Annotated in this window: 19 protein-coding genes; 1 reads left to right on the top strand and 18 read right to left on the bottom strand. The window is 64.8% G+C overall.

Going from position 1 to position 18,164, the window contains the following annotated elements:
- Nucleotides 1-22: 22 nt before the first annotated feature.
- The 14 genes from KBY72_RS06460 to KBY72_RS06395 all read right to left on the bottom strand — a co-directional run bounded on the left by KBY72_RS06460 (nt 23) and on the right by KBY72_RS06395 (nt 11,864).
- Nucleotides 23-1,120, bottom strand: a complete 1,098-nt coding sequence (locus KBY72_RS06460) for a Gfo/Idh/MocA family protein (protein WP_254993286.1) — start codon at nt 1,118-1,120, stop codon at nt 23-25.
- A complete protein-coding gene (locus KBY72_RS06455; protein ID WP_254961593.1) occupies nt 1,117-1,521 on the bottom strand; it encodes a hypothetical protein in 405 nt (134 codons plus the stop codon). The genes KBY72_RS06460 and KBY72_RS06455 overlap by 4 nt, the downstream gene beginning before the upstream one ends.
- The gene (gene accD / locus KBY72_RS06450; protein WP_254961592.1) at nt 1,518-2,393 is read right to left on the bottom strand and encodes an acetyl-CoA carboxylase, carboxyltransferase subunit beta; all 876 of its coding nucleotides are present in this window, start codon (nt 2,391-2,393) and stop codon (nt 1,518-1,520) included. Before accD ends, KBY72_RS06455 begins: the two co-directional genes overlap by 4 nt.
- Before the next feature lie 37 nt (nt 2,394-2,430).
- The gene (locus tag KBY72_RS06445) at nt 2,431-3,276 is read right to left on the bottom strand and encodes a prepilin peptidase (protein WP_254961591.1); all 846 of its coding nucleotides are present in this window, start codon (nt 3,274-3,276) and stop codon (nt 2,431-2,433) included.
- Nucleotides 3,277-3,283: 7 nt separating this feature from the next.
- Nucleotides 3,284-3,682, bottom strand: a complete 399-nt coding sequence (locus tag KBY72_RS06440) for a hypothetical protein (RefSeq protein ID WP_254961590.1) — start codon at nt 3,680-3,682, stop codon at nt 3,284-3,286.
- Nucleotides 3,683-3,687: 5 nt separating this feature from the next.
- Nucleotides 3,688-4,590, bottom strand: a complete 903-nt coding sequence (locus KBY72_RS06435) for a phosphoribulokinase (RefSeq protein ID WP_254961589.1) — start codon at nt 4,588-4,590, stop codon at nt 3,688-3,690.
- Between the two features lie 48 nt (nt 4,591-4,638).
- Nucleotides 4,639-5,721, bottom strand: coding sequence for a 3-isopropylmalate dehydrogenase (gene leuB / locus KBY72_RS06430; protein ID WP_254961587.1), 1,083 nt, complete (start codon nt 5,719-5,721; stop codon nt 4,639-4,641).
- Nucleotides 5,722-5,747: 26 nt separating this feature from the next.
- The gene (lpxD, locus tag KBY72_RS06425; protein WP_254961586.1) at nt 5,748-6,800 is read right to left on the bottom strand and encodes a UDP-3-O-(3-hydroxymyristoyl)glucosamine N-acyltransferase; all 1,053 of its coding nucleotides are present in this window, start codon (nt 6,798-6,800) and stop codon (nt 5,748-5,750) included.
- A gap of 38 nt (nt 6,801-6,838) precedes the next feature.
- Nucleotides 6,839-7,927 carry a glutamate 5-kinase gene (gene proB / locus KBY72_RS06420; RefSeq protein WP_254961585.1) on the bottom strand — a complete coding sequence of 363 codons (1,089 nt, stop codon included), beginning with the start codon at nt 7,925-7,927 and terminating at the stop codon, nt 6,839-6,841.
- Nucleotides 7,927-8,436 carry a YqeG family HAD IIIA-type phosphatase gene (locus KBY72_RS06415; protein ID WP_254961581.1) on the bottom strand — a complete coding sequence of 170 codons (510 nt, stop codon included), beginning with the start codon at nt 8,434-8,436 and terminating at the stop codon, nt 7,927-7,929. The genes proB and KBY72_RS06415 overlap by 1 nt, the downstream gene beginning before the upstream one ends.
- The gene (locus tag KBY72_RS06410) at nt 8,436-8,996 is read right to left on the bottom strand and encodes a DUF3727 domain-containing protein (RefSeq protein WP_106501587.1); all 561 of its coding nucleotides are present in this window, start codon (nt 8,994-8,996) and stop codon (nt 8,436-8,438) included. The genes KBY72_RS06415 and KBY72_RS06410 overlap by 1 nt, the downstream gene beginning before the upstream one ends.
- A gap of 19 nt (nt 8,997-9,015) precedes the next feature.
- Nucleotides 9,016-9,507: a Holliday junction resolvase RuvX gene (gene ruvX, locus KBY72_RS06405; protein ID WP_254942299.1), complete on the bottom strand. Its 492-nt coding sequence runs from the start codon at nt 9,505-9,507 to the stop codon at nt 9,016-9,018.
- Nucleotides 9,504-10,592 carry a GNAT family N-acetyltransferase gene (locus KBY72_RS06400; RefSeq protein WP_254961580.1) on the bottom strand — a complete coding sequence of 363 codons (1,089 nt, stop codon included), beginning with the start codon at nt 10,590-10,592 and terminating at the stop codon, nt 9,504-9,506. Before KBY72_RS06400 ends, ruvX begins: the two co-directional genes overlap by 4 nt.
- A gap of 75 nt (nt 10,593-10,667) precedes the next feature.
- Nucleotides 10,668-11,864, bottom strand: a complete 1,197-nt coding sequence (locus tag KBY72_RS06395; protein ID WP_254961579.1) for a F420-0:Gamma-glutamyl ligase — start codon at nt 11,862-11,864, stop codon at nt 10,668-10,670.
- Nucleotides 11,865-11,958: 94 nt separating this feature from the next.
- Between KBY72_RS06395 and KBY72_RS06390 the strand changes: the two genes are divergently transcribed.
- Entirely contained in the window at nt 11,959-13,341 is a 1,383-nt protein-coding gene (locus KBY72_RS06390) for a PhoH family protein (RefSeq protein WP_254961577.1), read from the top strand.
- A gap of 15 nt (nt 13,342-13,356) precedes the next feature.
- Here KBY72_RS06390 and KBY72_RS06385 read toward each other — a convergent pair whose 3' ends face one another.
- The 4 genes from KBY72_RS06385 to KBY72_RS06370 form a co-directional block, all read right to left on the bottom strand.
- Complete coding sequence (locus KBY72_RS06385) at nt 13,357-14,913, bottom strand: HAD family hydrolase (protein ID WP_254961576.1); 1,557 nt, start codon at nt 14,911-14,913, stop codon at nt 13,357-13,359.
- A 161-nt stretch (nt 14,914-15,074) separates the two neighbouring features.
- Complete coding sequence (locus KBY72_RS06380; protein WP_254961575.1) at nt 15,075-15,260, bottom strand: hypothetical protein; 186 nt, start codon at nt 15,258-15,260, stop codon at nt 15,075-15,077.
- 74 nt (nt 15,261-15,334) lie between these two features.
- Nucleotides 15,335-17,026, bottom strand: a complete 1,692-nt coding sequence (locus KBY72_RS06375) for a putative bifunctional diguanylate cyclase/phosphodiesterase (protein ID WP_254993285.1) — start codon at nt 17,024-17,026, stop codon at nt 15,335-15,337.
- Nucleotides 17,027-17,104: 78 nt separating this feature from the next.
- On the bottom strand, nt 17,105-18,164 hold a 1,060-nt coding region (locus KBY72_RS06370), incomplete at its 5' end, for a class II fumarate hydratase (RefSeq protein WP_254993284.1).

Below are 18,164 nucleotides of genomic sequence, written 5' to 3'. Positions count from 1 at the left end.
GGGAGTTGAACTGGCGCCGACTCTAGGTGATGCCCCTTGGAGTGCTCTGGCCAGCTCCCAGGCGGGCCCAGTCGCAGCAGCGTTGACTCAGCACTGCCTCGCCCAAGCCAGGCAGCATCGGTCGGCCCTCGCGCACCGCCGCACTCCACCAGCTGTGGATGCGCTGCACCGGCGCAATCCGGCCATCGGCCCAGGTGCGAGCAAAGCTCCAGCGGTCATCAGCCTCAACCGGCCGCAATGGCTCTCCCGCCTGGGAGTGCCACAGCCCAAAGCCATGCACGTAGTCGGCTTGGTTGTCGGAGCCCAGCACGGCGGTGCCGTCGCGGCCGTACAGCTCCAGCCAGCAGCCCCGGCCCCTGCGGGCCACGGAGGCCAGGTTGAGCTGGGCCGGCACCCTCTGCCCCAGTGGTGTTTCCAGCTCCAGCTGCACCAAGGCGATGTCTTCGGCATCCACCCTGGCCAGGCGACCACTGCCATCGGCTAGGGGCCGTTGGGTAATTGCCGTGCTCAATTGGACACTAAGGGAGTGGCTTGGACCCACCAGCCAGTGCAGGGTGTCAAAGGCATGGGTGCCCAGCGCTCCCAGCACCCCGCCACCTTCGGCTGCCTGGGAATACCAGCTCCAGGGGCGCGAGGGGTCAGCTCGGCTGCCCATCAGCCAGTCGTATTTCACCAGCACCAATTTACCGAGGACGCCGCTGGCCAGCAGGTCTGCGAGCTGCTGAAACAGGGGAACGGCCCGGTATTCAAAGTCGACCGCCACGGTTAGCCCCCGCTGCAGGGCCAGCCGTTGCAGGCTCTCGATCTGCTCGGCGTTGAGGGCAACTGGCTTCTCCAGCAGCAGGTGCTTGCCCGCTTCCAGGGCGCGCCTGGCTAGATCAAAACGCGGCCCCGGCGGGGTGGCGATCACGATCGCCTCGACGGCCGGATTGGCCAGCAGCCCATCGAAGTCGCTGTGGCCAGGCAGTTCGGCGCTGCGGCAGGCGGCTTCCAGTCGCTCGGGGCGCGGGTGCCAGAGGGCCACCGGCTCGGTGCCGGGGCAGGCGCGCAATGCCGGTAGGTGCACGGCCTCGCCAAAGCCCAGGCCAGCAATGGCGACCTTCAGCGGGGGAGCGCTCATGAGAGGCCCTCGGCTGCGGTGGCACAAACTTCGCCGATCACGCTGCTGATCAGGTTGTCTCCCGATGCCGGCTGCCATTCAGCTCGGAACTGGGGTAGGCCGTTGATAGATGTGTCGCGGAACAGCTCCTGGCCGCAGTCGATTTCCATCACGTAGAGATCGGCGAGGGGCCTGGGTTGCTCCTCGCTGACAGGTTTTTGGAAGCGTGTCAGCACCGAAATATTGCCGCCGCGGCTGGTGCGCAGGCTGCCACCGTCCCACCATTGGCGTCCCTCGCTGGTGCTGGCCACCTCATGCCAGTCGACCGGGCCAGCCAGGGCCCTTCCAGGCGTGGCGGCCAGGATCCCCACGACCAGCAACATCAGCAGCAGGGAGTGGGCTGCCCGGCGCAGGCCGCTCATGCCGCCACCGCTTCACGGCAGCCGTGCATGGTGAGCAGGCTGGCCAGGGTTGCCTTGAATTCAGTGCGATCCACGATCGCGTCAACGAAGCCGTGGTCGCGCAGGTATTCGGCGGTTTGGAAGCCCTCGGGCAGCTTTTCGCGCAGGGTCTGCTCGATCACCCGGCGGCCGGCGAAGCCGATCAGGGCCTTGGGCTCGGCCAGGATTAAGTCGCCCAACATGGCGAAGCTGGCAGTTACACCCCCTGTGGTGGGGTAGGTGAGCAGGGGCAGGTAAAGCAGCTCTGCCTGGCGGTGCCGCTCCAGGGCGCCGGAGATCTTGGCCATCTGCATCAAGCTCAACATCCCCTCCTGCATGCGGGCACCACCGGAGGCGCAGACAATCAGCACCGGTATGCGCCGGGCGGTGGCGGTTTCGATCAGGCGGGTGAGCTTCTCTCCCACCACCGAACCCATCGACCCGCCCATGAAGCGGAAATCCATCACTCCGAGGGCCAGGGGTAAGCCACTGGTGCGGCAGATACCGGTAACCACGGCGTCGCGCAGGCCCGTGCTCTGCTGGCTATCGCGGATGCGATCGGCGTAGCTACGCCGGTCCTTGAAGGCGAGGGGGTCGGTGGGCGAGAGCCCGGTATCCATGGGCTCGAAGCTGCCCGGGTCGGCGATCAGGGCGATGCGCTCAGGGCTGTCGATGCGGTTGTGGTGGCCACATCCCTTGCAAACGCTGGCGTTAGCCACCAGGTCTTTGCGATACACCACCAAACTGCATTCCGGGCACTTGCTCCAGAGCCCATCGCCCTCCTCCGGCTCCTGGGTGACCCGCACGGTTGGGGCATTTTTCTGGCGATCCGCAAACCAGTCGAACAGCGACATGCGGCGTTTACCAACAGCTCAACCTATTTAAGGCGCTTCACCACACCAGCCCCAGCACGGTCAGCCATAGGTCGTTGCCGAGTAGCCACACGGCGGCTCCTCCAGCTGCAAGGAAGGGGCCAAAGGGAAAGGGCTGGTGCTTGCCCAGCAGGCCGCTGAGCCGGCCGATGCTGCCCAGCACCGCCCCAGCAAACACGGCCAGGATCACGGTGATGCCAAGCCCGGTGAGACCAAGCCAAGCCCCCAGCAGGGCAGCTAGTTTGGCGTCTCCCAGGCCCAGGGCTGGACGGCCGATTGCCTTGTGGGCCAAGGCACTGACCGTTTCAAAGCCAACCAGGCCAACTCCAGCGGCCACCAGATGGTGAAACAGCAGCTCTCGGCCGATTTCGTCACCTTGCTGGAAGCCGATCACTGCTGTCACCGCCAGGCCTAGTAACAGGCCAATTCGGCACAGGGGTTCGGGCAACCAGAGGCGATCGAGATCGATCAACACCAGAGGCAGCAGCCAGCTCAACAGCAGCCAGCCTGCGGCTACCAGCAGCCAGGGCTGGGGCTGGCTGCCCATGGCGCTCGGCTGGGCCAGCAGGGCCGCTACCCAGAGCCCGGCGCTAAGCAGCTCCACCAGGGGGTAGCGGCAGGAGATCGGAGCACCGCAGTGGCCACAGCGTCCCCGCAACAGCAACCAGCCCAGTAGGGGCACATTCTCAAACCAGCGCAGCCGGCTGCCGCAACGGGGGCAGTGGCTGGGTGGCAGCACGATCGATTCCTCCCGAGGCAGGCGCCAGGCCACCACATTGAGAAAGCTGCCTACGCAGGCACCAAGTAGCGCCACCACAACGGGCACGGCTGGGGAGCTGGCAAGCAGCGGAGCAAGGGCGCTCAAACGGGCCTCAGGCGAGAGGGGGAGAGGACGGTTTGCGGGGTAGACGCAGCCTGGCTGCACCGCTCCGTGCCAGGCCGCCACGGATCAAATCAATGGGCACAAATTGCTCATCGGGCAGCAGCACCGGCTGGTCGAAAACAATCCTGCCCTGCAATATTTGCTTGCCATTGAGAACCACGCCGGAGGGTTCGTGGCCGGCGTTGCCGAGCTCCAAAGACTGAAACAAAATGCGGCGAGCAGCCTGAATCACCAGGCTGCTGTTGATCTGGTCGAGACGCAATGATTTTGCGGCCTTGGTTTTGGCAGCCCCCGGAATCAAAAACGACGGGGAAGGATTCTTCGTGGGTGTGGCGAAGGAGATCGGCCTCACCAAAACCAATGGCAACCCCAGAATAGGGGTTGCCATTGCAATCAGGACAGCTTCTTCTTCTCTTCGATCATGCGATGGATGATCGGCGTAAGGATCAGCTCCATGGCGAAGCCCATTTTGCCGCCATCTACCACGATCGAGGTGGGGCTCGACATGAACGAGTCGTGGATCATGTCGAGTAGGTAGGCAAAGTCGATGCCCCACTTTTCGCGGGCCCCCTTGCGGAAGTGGATGATCACGAAGGATTCATCCGGCGTGGGGATCTCCCGGATCATGAAGGGGTTGGAGGTGTCCACCGTGGAAACCCGCTGGAAGTTGATATCGGTGAGGCTGAACTGGGGGCAGATGTGGTTGATGTAATCCGGCATGCGGCGCAGGATCGTGTCCACTGTGGCCTCGGCCGGATAGCCGCGCTCCTTGTTGTCACGAGCGATCTTCTGGATCCACTCCAAGTTCACGACCGGCACCACGCCAACGAGTAGATCAGCCAATCCGGCTACGTCGTAACCCTCGCCCTTGACGCCACCGTGCAGACCTTCGTAGAAAAGCAGGTCGGTGCCGTTGGGGATGGCTTCCCAGGGAGTGAACTGGCCGGGATCCAGGTTGGTGCCAAGCCGGGCGTTGTGCTCGGCGGCCTCTTCAACGGAGTGCAGGTAGTAGCGCTTCTGGCCACTGCCGGTTTCGCCGTAGGCCTTGAACAGCTCCTCGAGCTTCTCAAACAGGTTTGCTTCGGGGCCGAAGTGGGAGAAGTTTTCACCATTGGCCAAGGCGGTAGCCATGGCTTCCTTCATCGGCCCACGCTCGTAGCGGTGGTAGCTGTCGCCCTCCACCACTGCAGGTGTGATTCCTTCGCGCTTAAAAATGTGCTCGAAGGCGCGTTTGACAGTGCTGGTGCCTGCGCCGGAGGAACCGGTGACAGAAACAACCGGGTGACGCTTCGACATGCGCAGGAATCAACGAAACTGACCGCGAGTTTGGCAGGTCGCCGGCGCCTACCCCGCCAGGGCAGCTAGCAGCTGCTCTCCCATGGCGCGGCAGCCCAGCTGGGTGCAGCCCTCGCTCATCAGGTCGCCGGTGCGGTAGCCAGCGGCCAGCACCCGGTCGACGGCGGTTTCTAGGGCGGTGGCAGCGGCGTCTTGCTGCAGGCCGACCCGCAGCATCATGGCGGCGCTGAGCACCATTGCCATCGGGTTTGCCTTGTCCTGGCGGGCGATGTCGGGGGCGGAGCCATGGATCGGCTCAAACAGGCCAGGCCCGCTGGACCCCAGGGAGGCGGAGGGCAGCATGCCGATCGAGCCGCTCAACATGGCTGCCTCATCACTGAGGATATCGCCGAAGAGGTTGCTGGTGAGCAGCACGTCGAATTGGCGGGGATTGCGCACCAGCTGCATTGCGGCGTTATCAACGTACATATGGCTGAGTTCCACCGCCGGGTAGTCGGCCGCCATGGCGGTGACCTGGTCGCGCCAGAGCTGGCTCACATCGAGCACGTTGGCCTTGTCCACGCTGCAAAGCCGGCCGCTCCTGGCCACGGCCAACTCGAATGCCACCTTGGCGATGCGCTCGATCTCGTCGTCGAAGTAGGCCATGGTGTTGAAGGCCCGCACCCGACCCTCAGCCTCGACGCGTCCCTTGGGGGTGCCGAAATACACGCCGCCGGTTAGCTCGCGCACCACCATCAGATCCACCCCTTCGATCACCTCGCGCTTGAGGGTGGAGGCATCGATCAGGGCCGGGATGATCTTCACCGGCCGCAGGTTGGCGAACAGGCCCAGCGCTGATCTCAGCCCCAGCAGGCCCGATTCAGGGCGCTGCTCCCGGGGCAGGCTGTCGTATTGGGGCGAGCCGATGGCGGCGAGCAGCACCGCATCGGCGGACTTGCAGGCCTCGAGGGTGCTGATGGGCAGGGGCTCGCCGGTGGCGTCAATGGCAACGCCGCCCATGGGATGCACGTCGTAGACGAGGCTGAAGCCATGGCTGCTGCTGACCTCATCCAGCAGCTGGCGGGCTACCGCCATGATTTCCGGGCCGATGCCGTCGCCGGGAAGCAGGGTGATCCGGTAGCTGGTCGTCATTGGGGGGTGGGGCGCCGCCGGCGAGGCTAGGGCTTGGCCTGCTTCTCCAGCTGCCGCAGGGCTTTGGCTAGCTCAGGCAGCTTGTTAAATATGGCTGAGCTGCGCAGCCAGAGGCGGTTGGAGATGGCCGGATAGCCGCTCACTACCTCGCCGGCTGCCACCTCGCCATGCACCCCGGATTTGGAGCTGGCGATGGCTCGGTCGCCCATCACGGCCTTGTTTGCCAGCCCCACCTGGCCCGCCAAAATCACGCCATTGCCGAGGCGGGCCCCGCCGGCGATGCCCACCTGGGCCGCCAGGGCGCAGCCCTTGCCGGTGCTGACGCCATGGCCGATATGCACCAGGTTGTCGATCTTGGTGCCGGCGCCGATGCGGGTTTCACCTACTGAGGGTCGGTCGATGGTGCTGCCGCAACCCACCTCAACCCCCTCCTCCAGAACTACCTGGCCGGTCTGGGGCATCTTGCGCCAGCCATTGGCGGTGGGTACGAAGCCAAAGCCCTCGCTGCCCACCACGGCATTGGAGTGCACGACGCAGCCCCGGCCCAGGCGGCTGCCGGGGTGCAGAACGGCACCGGCGTGCAGCTCGCAGTCGTCACCGATCTGCACGTCTTCGTAGAGAACCACCTGGGGGTGGATTACGCAGCTGGCGCCGATCTGCACGTTGGCGCCGATCACGACCAGGGGGCCTAGGTGGGATCCCATGCCAACTACCGCGCTTGGATCGACCACTGCACTGGGGTGGATGCCAGCGGCGGGCTGGCGGCGGGGGTGGAGAGCAGCGAGGGCCTCGGCAAATGCCAGGCGTGGATCAGCAAGGGCGATCCAGGCCAGGCCCCGCTCCTGGGCCAGCTGCTGCAGGGCTGCGGCCTCGTCGCCGCGGGCTGGCAGCAGGATGGCTCCGGCGTTGCTGCCGGCCAGGGCAGCAGCTAGGGCGTTGCCTGGTTCCAGAAAAGTGAGCTGATCAGCCTGGGCCTGATCTAGGGCTGCCGCCCCGTGTAGCTCGGGGTCGTCAGCGAGATGCCGCAGGCTGGCATCCGTAACTTCGCTGAGCTGGCTGAGCAGTTCGCTGAAGCGCATGCCAGGGAAGAGAAGCGGGGCGAATCGTAGGTCCGGCCTTAACAGCTGGTGAGCACCAGCTGGTCGCGGTGCACCACCTCAACGCCGGAGCTGCCCATCAGCTCTCGCAGCTCCGTGCTGCTAAGGCTGGCCAGACCCCGGCCCAGTTCGCGCCCATCACTGGCCAGCAGGCGCACCGCCTCGCGGCGCTCGAAATCGCCAACCACCGCTTGCACTCCCACGGCCAGCAGGGATGCTCCCTGCTGGGTTAGGGCCCTCTCGGCGCCGGCATCTAGCTGCAGGCTGCCCTTGGGCAGGAGCGCGTGGGCCAGCCAGCCCTTGCGGTCGGGAAGGGGGGTGGGGCTGGGCTGGAACAGGGTGCCGACCCGCTCGCCGGCCAGTAGGGCATCGAGCACGGCGGGGTCACGGCCGTCAGCCAGGCGCACCCGGATGCCGCTGGAGGTGGCGATGCGGGCTGCAGTGAGTTTGGTGGTCATGCCGCCAGTGCCCCACTGCCCTCCACCGCTGGCCACCGATTGCAGGCTGTCGAGCTCGGCCAGGCTGGCCACCTCCTCGATCGGCCGGGCCTCGGCATCGCTGCGGGGGTCGCCTGAATAAAGACTGTCCACGTCGGTGAGCAGCACCAGCTCATCGGCGCCTATCGCCACTGCCACCAGGGCCGAGAGGGTGTCGTTGTCGCCGAAGCGCAGTTCGTCGGTGGCCAGGGTGTCGTTTTCGTTGACCACCGGCACCACTCCCCAGGCAAGCAGCTGCTCGAGGGTGCGGCAGGCGTTCTGGTAGCGGCGGCGGGAGGCCAGATCGCCGCGGGTCAGCAGCACCTGGGCTACCGCCAGCCCACGCACGGCGAAAGCGTCTTGGTAGAGGGCCATCAGCCGGCCCTGGCCCACGGCGGCGGCGGCCTGGAGGGCCACCACTTCGCTGGGGCGCTGCCCCAGGCCAAGGGCTTCGCAGCCCAGACCCACGGCCCCACTGGTAACCAGGGCGATGGTCTCGCCCTGGCGCCGTTGGCGGCTGAGACTGGCAGCCAGATCGGAGATCACCACTGCCGTTGGACGGCCGGCGCTGCCCCGTAGCAGGCTGGTGCCCACCTTGATCACTCGGCGCATGGAGTGGGATGGGGTTGCCATCAGCCCAGGCTGGTGCCCACCCAGTTAGCCAGGCGCAGCTCCAGTTTTTGGAGCCGATCCCGCTTGCAGGGGTGGCCTTGGGGATCGATCGGTTTCACCAGCACTGTGAACAAGCCAAGCCGGTTGCCGGCGATTACGTCCGTAAACAGTCGGTCACCGATCAGGGCGACCTCCTGGTGGGGCAGGTTGAGCTCGGCCAGCACCCGACGCAGGGCGCTGCGGCGTGGTTTGCCGGCGGAAATTGTGTAGGGCAGGTCGAGCTGGGCCGCCACTGCTCCGATCCGCTGGCGGGAGGGGTTGTTGCTGAATAGGTGGATAGGCACCTGCTGCCGCGCCTGCTGCAGCCAGCGCAGGGCGCTGGCTGGCAGCTCCGCCTGGCGGCGGGGCAGCAAGGTGCGATCGACATCGAGCACCAGGGCCCGGATCGGTTGGTCGAGCAGCTCCTGCAGGGGCAGCTCGGCCAGGGTGCACTCCCGCAGCCAGTTAGGGCGCAGCAGCTGGCGCAGCATCAGTCGTCGCCCTCGCGCTCTTCCAATTCAGCCTCGATTCGGGGCTGTACCCGCTCAAACTCCTCCCCTTCCACGAGCAAGGCGCCGTCGCCATTCATGCGGGCCACCACGAAGAAGGGATCTAGGGGGATGTACAACCCGTATTCCAGATCGTCTACGAGGAAGCTCACCAGCAACTCGTAGGTCTCGGAGTCGTCATCAGCGTCTTCGTCGTCATCGAGCTCATCGGGTTCGGGCTCGTCCAGTTCGCCGCTAACGGTGAGGGTGACGGCAGAGCGCACCAGGGTGAGGTCGTGCTCCTGCAGCACCACATCGGCAACCGACAGGATCGGCTCGGTGGCATCGATGGTGTCGATCAGTTCTGGGTCTTCGTCGCCGTCGAGGCGGAACAGGCAGACAGGGGTGTCGACCGGGGTGAGCAGCACGTAGTCGTGGCCATCGAGGGGGATCAGCTGCTCGAGGAAGCAGAGCAGCTGGCGGCCGCGGCTGTCGTGCACGAGCACGGTGGGCACATCGGCGGGGATCTCCGAGCTGGACTGGGAAGGGGGTTCGGAACTCATGGGCTGGAATTGGATCTCTTCAGGATGCTGCAGCGTCGGCCGTCTGGCAGCGTTCGATGGTCGCCGGGAGCACCGGATCGGGGCCGTCTTGCAGCCATTGTTCGAGCAGCAGGGCCGCGGCGGCGCTGTCGAGGGCACCGCTGCGGTCGCCGTGAAGCCCGTGGCGCTCGCCGGCGGCCCAGGTGCTGGCATGCTCGTTTACCCAGGCCAGGGGTAGCTGCAGCCGGCGGGCCAGGCGCTCGCCATAGCGCTGGCAGTGCAGGGCCTGGGCGGTGAGCTGCCCAGCCGCATCTAGCGGCAGGCCCACCACCAGGGCCAGCACCCGCCGCTGCTGCACCAGGGTGTTCAGATGCTCTAGGTCGCTGGCGAAGGAGCCCCGAGCCAGGGCCCGCAGGGGGGTAACGGTGAGGCCGAGGGGGTCACAGCCCGCCAGGCCGATGCGCCGTCGCCCAACGTCGAGGGCCAGCACTGAGCGGGGCTGCGGGGCGCTTCGTGATCGCGTCGCGCTCACAACGGCGGGGCCAGGGGCGTTGGGGTGGGCAGGGGGCGGCGGCGGGGTTGCCACTGCTCCAGCAAGGCATCGATTCGCTGGGCGGCCCGTGCCGGGGCCTGCAGCCCTTGACGCCGCCAGACGCTGCGCGCCATCAGCACCCGCTCGCCTTGCTCCTGAGCTCCCAGGTCAGCCAGCCAGCGCTGGCGAGATTCGTCGCGCAAGTCACAGCGCAGCCAGAGGGGTTCGCCGGCGCCGAGGCCGGCTTGGGCCTGGTGCAGCAGCAATTCGGTGGCAGCGCCCACCAGGTGTTCCCAGCCGGGATGGACACTCAGCTCCACATCGTGACCGCCGCCTGGGTGCTCGCCGCTCCAGCGCACGGCTGCCACCGCCTGCTCCCGGCTGGGATCCACCAACATCCAGCCACGGCCGTGGCTCTGGTCGAGCAGATCTTCGACGCGGCGATCCAGCAGCTGACGCAATTGGGCCGGGCAGGCGGCCTGCTCCAGGTGCCAAAGCAGGGTGGCGCTGCGGCGGTTGAGGGGTGTGAGCTGCAGCTCTGCCGGTGCGGGGCTGCTGGCCGAGATAGGGCCGCCGCCGGCAGGGGCGCCAGGCCAACACCAGAGCCGGTCGCTGCGCAAGGGCTGAAAGCCCTGCTCGCGCAGCATGGCCAGGCGGGTGTCATCGAGGGTGGAGGCCGCAGCAATCCAGCTGGCCGCTCCCCGGGCCCGCTGGATTGCTGCTCGCAGCAAGGTGCTGGCCAGTTCATGGCGGGCGGCGCTCGGGGCCAGGCGCAGGTGCTGCATCTGCCAGCAACTGCCACTGCGGTTGAGCCGGCGGCAGATGATCAGCCCGAGCGGCTTCTGGCCGCTGAGAGCCACCAGCACCTGGGGCGCGAGCGAGGGCCTAGCCAGAAGCGCCTGCATAAGCCGCTCGGGCAGGCCCAGCAGCACAGCCCGCTGCAGCACCGGTTGCAGGGGCAGAAAGGCGGGATCGGTGAGTAGGGGTAGGTGCCAGCCAGCCAGGGTTTCGAGCCGCCAGCTATCAGGCCCCGGAGGCTCGGGTGGTGCTGGAAGGGCAGAGGGCGGCTGCAGGATCCCGAGCATGGGGGCGTTACCAGTCAGCCGGGTAGACCAACTGTATCGGCGCCAGAGTTGGTTGCGGCTTGGCTGGGCTGGGGCTCAGCTGGGGCGCACCAGCACCAATGGGGTGCGCTCGTTGGCATTACCAGCCGGGTTGGGACGCAGGGCCCGCTCCAGCAGGGCTTCATCGCAGCCGGGGCTGGAGGCCAGCACCTTGACCCGGCCCAGATCGTTGACATCTACCACCGCCACGGCCACGCTCAAGGAGCGGGCCATGGCGGCGCAGAAGGCGGCGGGCTGTTGGGGCCCGAGCACAATCGTTTGGTCGTAGGGGGGTGTGGTGCCGGTGATGTCGTCGATCAGGCGAGCCTGGTCGCCGGCAAGGCGATAAAACCAGCCCTTACTGCCCAACAGTTTCAGGGCCAGGCCAATCAGCCAGGCGCCCAGCACCTGGGCCGGACCGACCACATCGATCAAGGACTGCAGGCCGCAGGCGGTGGCCAGGGAGCTGGTGGGGTGGAAGCCACGACAGAGCAGCCGGGCCAGGGCGCTGGGTTGAACGGTGGCCGGGTGGTGATAGCGACCCTGCATCACCGCCAGGGGGGTTTCGCCGATGGTGAGCACATCGCCGGGCTGGATCAGCTCGCCGGCGTAGCGGCGCAGCACAGCTTCAGGATCGTCGAGCACGCCGAGCAGGTGGGTGCCAACTGGCAGCACGCGGCAGCGGTCGCCGTCGCGCCAGCGCGCTGCCTCCGGCGAGATTGGAGTGGGTTGCTGCAGCGGCACCAGCACGCCATCGCGGCGATGGAGGCGGCCGAAGGGGCCGTAGTTGACCCAGAGAATTTCCAGCCAGAGGGTGTCGAGCAGCTGGTCTAGGGACTGGCCCGGGGCGCCGTTCAGGCTGATCTGGATGCGGGCGCTGGTGCTCTTGCGCCCCTTGACTATGTAGGCGGCCCAGTAGCCATCAGGGCGGGATTCCTCATCCGGATGCAGCGCCTCGATCCGACTCGACACCGTGACGCCTGCCAGGTCGCCCCGACCCAGCAAGGTGGGCCGCAGCTCGATCTCCGGCACCATCACCTCCATGCGTTGGTGGGGGTTGTGGATCGTCACCATGCCGGAGACGGTGAGGCCATCGCTGCCGGCTTCGACGCGGAAGTCTTCAGCGCGCAGCCGCAGCGGCGAGGCGGGGCGCAGGCGATGGCGAACCTCCAGCACTACCAGGGTGAGGCCCAGCAGCAGGGCCAGCACCAGCAAGAGCTTGAGCAGAACCAGGGCGGCAAGCGAGGAGGCCATGGACGAAGGCGCCAATTGCGACGAGGCACGAATCGACGGAGCGTAAATGGCCTAGTGGTCTTAATTTCGCGCCATCACGGAATTGGTGATCGGCATGCGCAAGACCTTCGTGCTCGACACAAACGTGCTGCTGCACGATCCGGCAGCCCTGACCCGCTTTGAAGACAACAACATCCTGATCCCGATCGAGGTGGTCGAGGAGATCGACCGCTTCAAGCGGGATCCAGCTGAAAAGGGACGCAATGCCCGCCAGGTATCGCGGCTGCTGGACGCTCTGCGCGCCCATGGCAACTTGGCCGATGGGGTGCCCAATGGCGAACAGGGCGGCACGCTCAAGGTGGTGTTTTGCCGGGCCGAAACCCTCAGCCAGCTGCCGCCCGAGCTCAAGGGCGGCAGCGGCGACAACAACATCCTGGCGGTGGCCCTTGAGGAGCAGCGCCTGCAGGCGGTGCTGGGTAGCCAGCCGCCGGTGGTGCTCGTTACCAAGGACACAAACCTGCGCATCAAGGCTGATGCGGTGGGCTTGATCGCCCAGGACTACACCAGCGATCGGGTTGACATCGGCGACCTATACCCCGGCTTCTGTGAGGTGTGGGTGGATGCGGAGCAGATGGATCGGGTCAAGCTGCCGCCAGGTCTGGTGGTGGAGGGCCTGGTGCTGGAGGCGCCGCTGCAGGCCAATGAGGGTGTGACCCTGATCGATCGGGCCCAGCCGGCCCACACCCTGCTGGCTCGCTACAACGCCGCCACCGCCAGCCTGCAGCCGCTGCAGCGAGCGCCCAAGGCCAAGCTCGGCCGCATCCAGCCCCGCAACCGGGAGCAGACATTTGCCCTTGATCTGCTGCTGGATCCCAGCATCCAGCTGATCACCCTGGTGGGCAAGGCCGGCACCGGTAAAACCCTGCTCGCCCTGGCCGCTGGGCTGCACCAGGTGGCCGATGAGCGGCTCTACGAGCGCCTGCTGGTGACCCGCCCGGTGATTTCCCTCGGCAAGGAGATCGGCTTTCTGCCAGGCGATCTGGACGAAAAAATGGGTCCCTGGATGCAACCAATTATCGACAACCTCGACTTTCTGCTCGGCGGCAGTGAGGAGGAGGGGCGGGGTGCTGCTCGGGCTGCTGGCAGTCACCGCGGGCCGCGCAGCAATTGGACCGACCTCAAGGGCATGGGCCTGCTCGAGGTGGAGGCGATCAGCTATATCCGCGGTCGTTCAATTCCGCGCCAATTCATGGTGGTGGACGAGGCCCAGAACCTCACCCCCCATGAGGTGAAGACGATCGTGACTCGGGTGGGCGAGGGCACCAAAATTGTGCTCACCGGGGATCCCTACCAGATCGACAATCCCTATGTGGATGCTGAAAGCAACGGCCTCACTTGGCTGGTGGAGCGCTTCAAGGGCCAGCGGCTCGCCGGCCACGTGACCCTGCTGCGGGGTGAGCGCAGTGAACTGGCCGAGCTGGCTGCAAATTTGCTATAGCGCGGCCAGTTTCTTTTACTGGGGCTGGAAGACGACGTTCCAATCCTGCTTCATATCCACAACTAGCCAGCCCTGCTGGGGCGCCTCCTTTAGGGCTTCTACAAGCTTGCCGCTGCTGTTCGTCTTGGCGTCGTAGGCATACTCACGTTCAGCGTCGGTGTGATGGACGATCAGCCCTAAACTCGGTCGAGGATTGTTGATCGTGGTGTACTGCAACATTGCTAAATCGCCATCGCTGTTGCCACAGCAAATCACAGGTCTGCGACCGATAAACTGATGGATGCCAACTGGCTTGCCAGCCTTATCATTTACGAACAAGTAATCGAGGGTTTTGGTGATTACTGGTTTGCCGTCCCGCAGTTCGAATACGGCTCGCGATGTTGAGCCAACAACTTGCTCTGGTGGTATGCCATAAACCTGTTCCACCCAGGCCCGCATAAAGTCGGCGCCGCCACCTGAAACAATGAAGTTCTTAAAGCCGTTATCGCTTAGATAGCGAAGCAGCTCCTGCATGGGTTGGTAGGTGAGCTCGCCATAGGCCCTGCCATAGCGCGGATGGTTGGCCGATGTAAACCATGCATGCACGGCATCTCGAAATTCTTCTACCGTCATGCCTGCATGGGTGATCGCCAGGATCTGCATCAGGCCATCGAAGTGTTTGCCTTCGAGGAGTTTTGCAAGATCGCCGTCCAAGGCAGCTTGCACCATGGGGTTTGAGGTGAGGCTCGGTTCGGTGAGGATGCGCAGCTTCAGTTCGTCGATGGCAAAAGCTGCCTGAAAAGGCAGCGGATTTTCCGGCCAGAGCGTGCCGTCATTGTCATGCACAGCAATACGTTCGGCTGAAGGCAGGTATGCGGGTGAGTCTTTATTTGTGACTTTGGCGATGAATGCAACAATGGCTCGTTTGACATGCCCTTCATTCCAGGAGGGCAGCGGATCTACTTGGCGAGAGAAGTTGTACAGCTTTTTTTGGGCCACACCGAAATCGCCTATTTGGTAAAGGCTCACGGAGGCTGTTTGGAAGCTAAAGGTCTCAAAGGGCTCTGCTACTAAAGCTTCAACAAAATCACTTGTGCCAATGCCCAGGGTCAGATGGGGCTGGTAGTTCGGGCCAGTTCGCGTATCGCTGAAGTTGTTCACGTAGTCAATAGTCGCTTGGCTGATTGCGCCGCCGTCAAGGCGAGGTGCAAAGGCATCATTTGTGCCGTGTTTTACGGCAAATGGCGCGATGGCAGCGATGATTTTTTGCTGGAGTCGGAGCTGCTCGAGAGTCGCCTCGATGTTGAATCCCACTAATTTTAGATTCTCGCTGGCTAATGCAAAGTAGCCAGTTGCTTTGCCTTCAATATTGATCGGGGGCTCTGTACGCAGCACGTTGGCCACGGCAGCTGCTACTAGGCCCAGGTCTGCAGTTTTTATATATAACTGGAGAAGGGTGATGTGAGGAGCATGGTTGGCATTTAGGGGAAAACTGGCTGGGTAGTTTTCTCGCAGCCGAGCGTTTATCGCCTTTGCTTTCTCAACCGTGGCAGCATCTGGTTCCAGCAGGACGTTGATTGCTATCAGGGGCATCGGCGCAGTGCTGCGAGTAGCAGTCAAAAGTTTGAGCCTATTTTCGCCGGTCGCTTGCCTGGCTCAACAATCCAGGCAAGCGCGGCGCTCAGTGTCGCTGATGTCGCCGCGTTCGCGCTGCCATTGGCGCCGGCGCAGGGCCGAGTCGGCATTGAAGGCATCTAGGGCCTCGCCAGGTTGACCGCAAGCCTCAGAACCAGGGGCCAGGGTTGCTGGGCCCACACCAGGCCGCCGGCAAAAGTCATAAACAGGTGACTGGCTAGGCGCACGGCTGCGGGGCCATCACGCAGCTGGTTGAGGCTGGCAAGCGCATCGCGCTCTAGCAGGGGTGGGTTGGGTTGGGCCATGGTCCCTATCCCACCAGGCCGGTGGCCCCGGCTTCGGTAGGGGATGTGACCATTCGAGGGTCCTGCTGGCGGTCCTAAGGCTGGAGGGCTGGGATGTCGTGAACGTCGCGCGATGGCCCCAGGAAGGCTCCTTGGCCCAGGGTTACCCCCATAGCAAGCAGTTCCTGGCGGGTTTCTCGGTCGCCAACAAACTCCGCCACCACCAGGGTGCCAAGTCCCTTGGCCAGTTTCACCACCGCCTCGATGATCAGGTGGTCGGCGGGATCGTTTGCCGTGCCAAGGCCGCGGACGTATTCGCCAGCGATTTTGAGCAGGTCTACGGGTAGGTGCTTCAGGTAGTAGAAGCTGCCGAAGGCGGCGCCGAAGTCGTCGAGCGCCAGCCGGCAGCCGAGTTTGGCCAGGCCCTGACCAAACTGCCGGGCCCGTTGCAAGTTGGCCATCGCCACAGCCTCCGTGAGCTCGAAGATCAGCAGCTCAGGGGGAAAGCTGGTGGCTGCTAAGTGGGACTGCAGAAATCGCAGGAAACGATCCCCCTGCAGCGAGGCGCTACTGATATTTATCCCCAGGGCGAGGGGCGGCTTGGTCTTCGTATGCTCAAGCAGGTTGATGGCCTGCGCGGTAACCCATTCATCTATATCTGTGGCCATGCCGAAGCGCTCGGCTATGTAGAGAAACACCGCCGCCGGAATCAAAATCCCACCTGGGGACCGCAATCGGATTGCCAACTCGTAGAAGGCAATCGCATCGGTTTGCAACTCGATCACCGGCTTGGCGTGAAGCACAAAACCGTCATGATCAAGGGCTTCTCGGATCTGCTCTGACCACATCAAACGAGCAGTCACCTTTTCGTGCAGGCCGCTGTCGGTGTGATACACCTTGACGCAGCCCCGGCCGGATTCCTTGGCCTGATACAGCGCCAGGTCGGCGTTGATCAGCAGGTCGTCGGCGCACTGGCCGTCATCGGTTGTGAAGCCGGCCACGCCGCAACTGGCGGCCACGGTGATGCCTTGGCCGGCTCCTTCCACTACCACCGCAGCGATGGCGCGCAGCAGCTTTTCAGCGTGGCTTTCGGCCTCGGCTAGGTCTGATTCAGGCAGTAACACGGCGAATTCATCACCTCCCAGGCGGGAAACCTCATCGGTTTCCCGGGAATTGCCGCTCAGGGCTGTGGCCACCGCAATGATCAGGGCATCTCCGGCGGCATGGCCGTACTGGTCGTTGACCTCCTTGAAGTTGTCGAGGTCGAGCATTAACACCGCCCCACCACAGCCGTGGCGGCGGCCGTAGGCGAGCTGGCTGTCAACGTCGATGCGAAAGCGCCGCTGGTTGAAGAGGGAGGTGAGGGGATCGTGGTCGGCGAAGTATTCCAGCTGGCCGACGAAATGCTTGCGCTCGGAGATGTCATGCACCTGCACCACCCAGGTCCCCTGGCGGCTGCCACCAGTGTCGTGGCCTTCGGCCACCGTTACTAGTCCCCAGGTGCGATGGCCATCGGCGTGCTCAAAGCGTTTCTCAAAGCTGCAGCTCTCTACCTGGCCACTGCTGAGTCTGGCGAGCTGGTCTTCCCCGAGGGCGACATCGTCGCGGTGCACAAGCTCTGCAAACGCCAGCCCCGTCAGGTCCTCCATCGAGCGGCCGGTAAAAAAGGCCATGGCCCCATTGGCTGACTGGATCTCGCCCAGACCACCCCGCTCGGCGCTGGGAACAACAAAGGCCATTGGGATGCCGGCGTCAGCAAAGGCGCTGTCGCTTAAAAGTTGGGGCATGGCCTCATCTCTCAGCTTGGTCCGTGAAGGGCAGAACCCTCTTGCTTAATGCTGGCAGGTTTATTGGTTTTGGCAGCTTCAGACCATCTGCTGGGGCTGCACCCAGCGATCGAATTCTTCAGCGCTGATCTCACCGAGCACCAGGGCGGCCTCCTTGAGGCTGAGCTGGTGGTTGTGGGCGTGCTTGGCGATGGCGCAGGCCCGGTCGTAGCCGATCGCCGGGGTGAGGGCCGTTACCAGCATCAGGCTCTGATCCAGCAGGGTTTCGATGCGGCTTTCATTGGCCCTGAGCCCCTCGACGCAATGCTGGCGGAAGCTGGTGCAGCCGCCAGCGAGCAGCTCGATGCTTTCGAGCACGTTGTGGGCGATCACTGGTTTGAACACATTCAGCTCGAAATTGCCCTGGCTGGCGGCCAGCTGCACCGCGGTGTTGTTGCCCATCACCTGCACGGCCACCATGGTCAGGCTCTCGGCCTGGGTGGGATTCACCTTGCCCGGCATGATTGAACTACCAGGTTCGTTTTCCGGAATCACCAGCTCCCCCAGGCCGCAGCGGGGGCCACTGGCCAGCCAGCGGATGTCGTTGGCGATCTTCAGCAGTGAGCCGGCCAGCACCGTTAGGGCCCCGTGGGCCGCGGCCAGGGGCTCATGGCCGGCCAGGGCCTGAAACTTATTGGGCGCGCTGCTGAAGGGCAGGCCGAGGCGCTCGGCCAGTCGCGCCGCCACCGCTTCGCCGAAGCCGCTGGGGGCATTCAGCCCGGTGCCTACAGCCGTGCCGCCGATGGCCAGCTGGCGCACCTGGGGCAGGCTGGCGCGGATGGTTTCCAGGGCTAGATCCAGTTGGGCTCCGTAGCCACTGAATTCCTGGCCCAGGCTCAGGGGCACCGCATCCTGCAGGTGGGTGCGGCCGATCTTGATGATCGCGGCAAAGGCCTCGGCCTTTGCGGCCAGAGCGGCGCGCAGCGCCTCCACGGCGGGCAACAGAGTGCGCTCCAGCTCAATCGCCACGGCTACATGCAGGGCCGCGGGGAAGGTGTCGTTGCTGGATTGGCTGAGGTTCACATGGTCGTTGGGGTGCACCGGGCTCTTGCTGCCCAGCACCCCACCGGCGGCTTCGATCGCCCGATTGGCGATCACC

It is taken from the genome of Cyanobium sp. BA5m-21 (assembly GCF_024346235.1).
Taxonomy (GTDB): Bacteria; Cyanobacteriota; Cyanobacteriia; order PCC-6307; family Cyanobiaceae; genus Cyanobium_A; species Cyanobium_A usitatum.
Note: the sequence above shows the minus strand (reverse complement) of the source record. Positions and strands in the feature narration are given on the sequence as shown.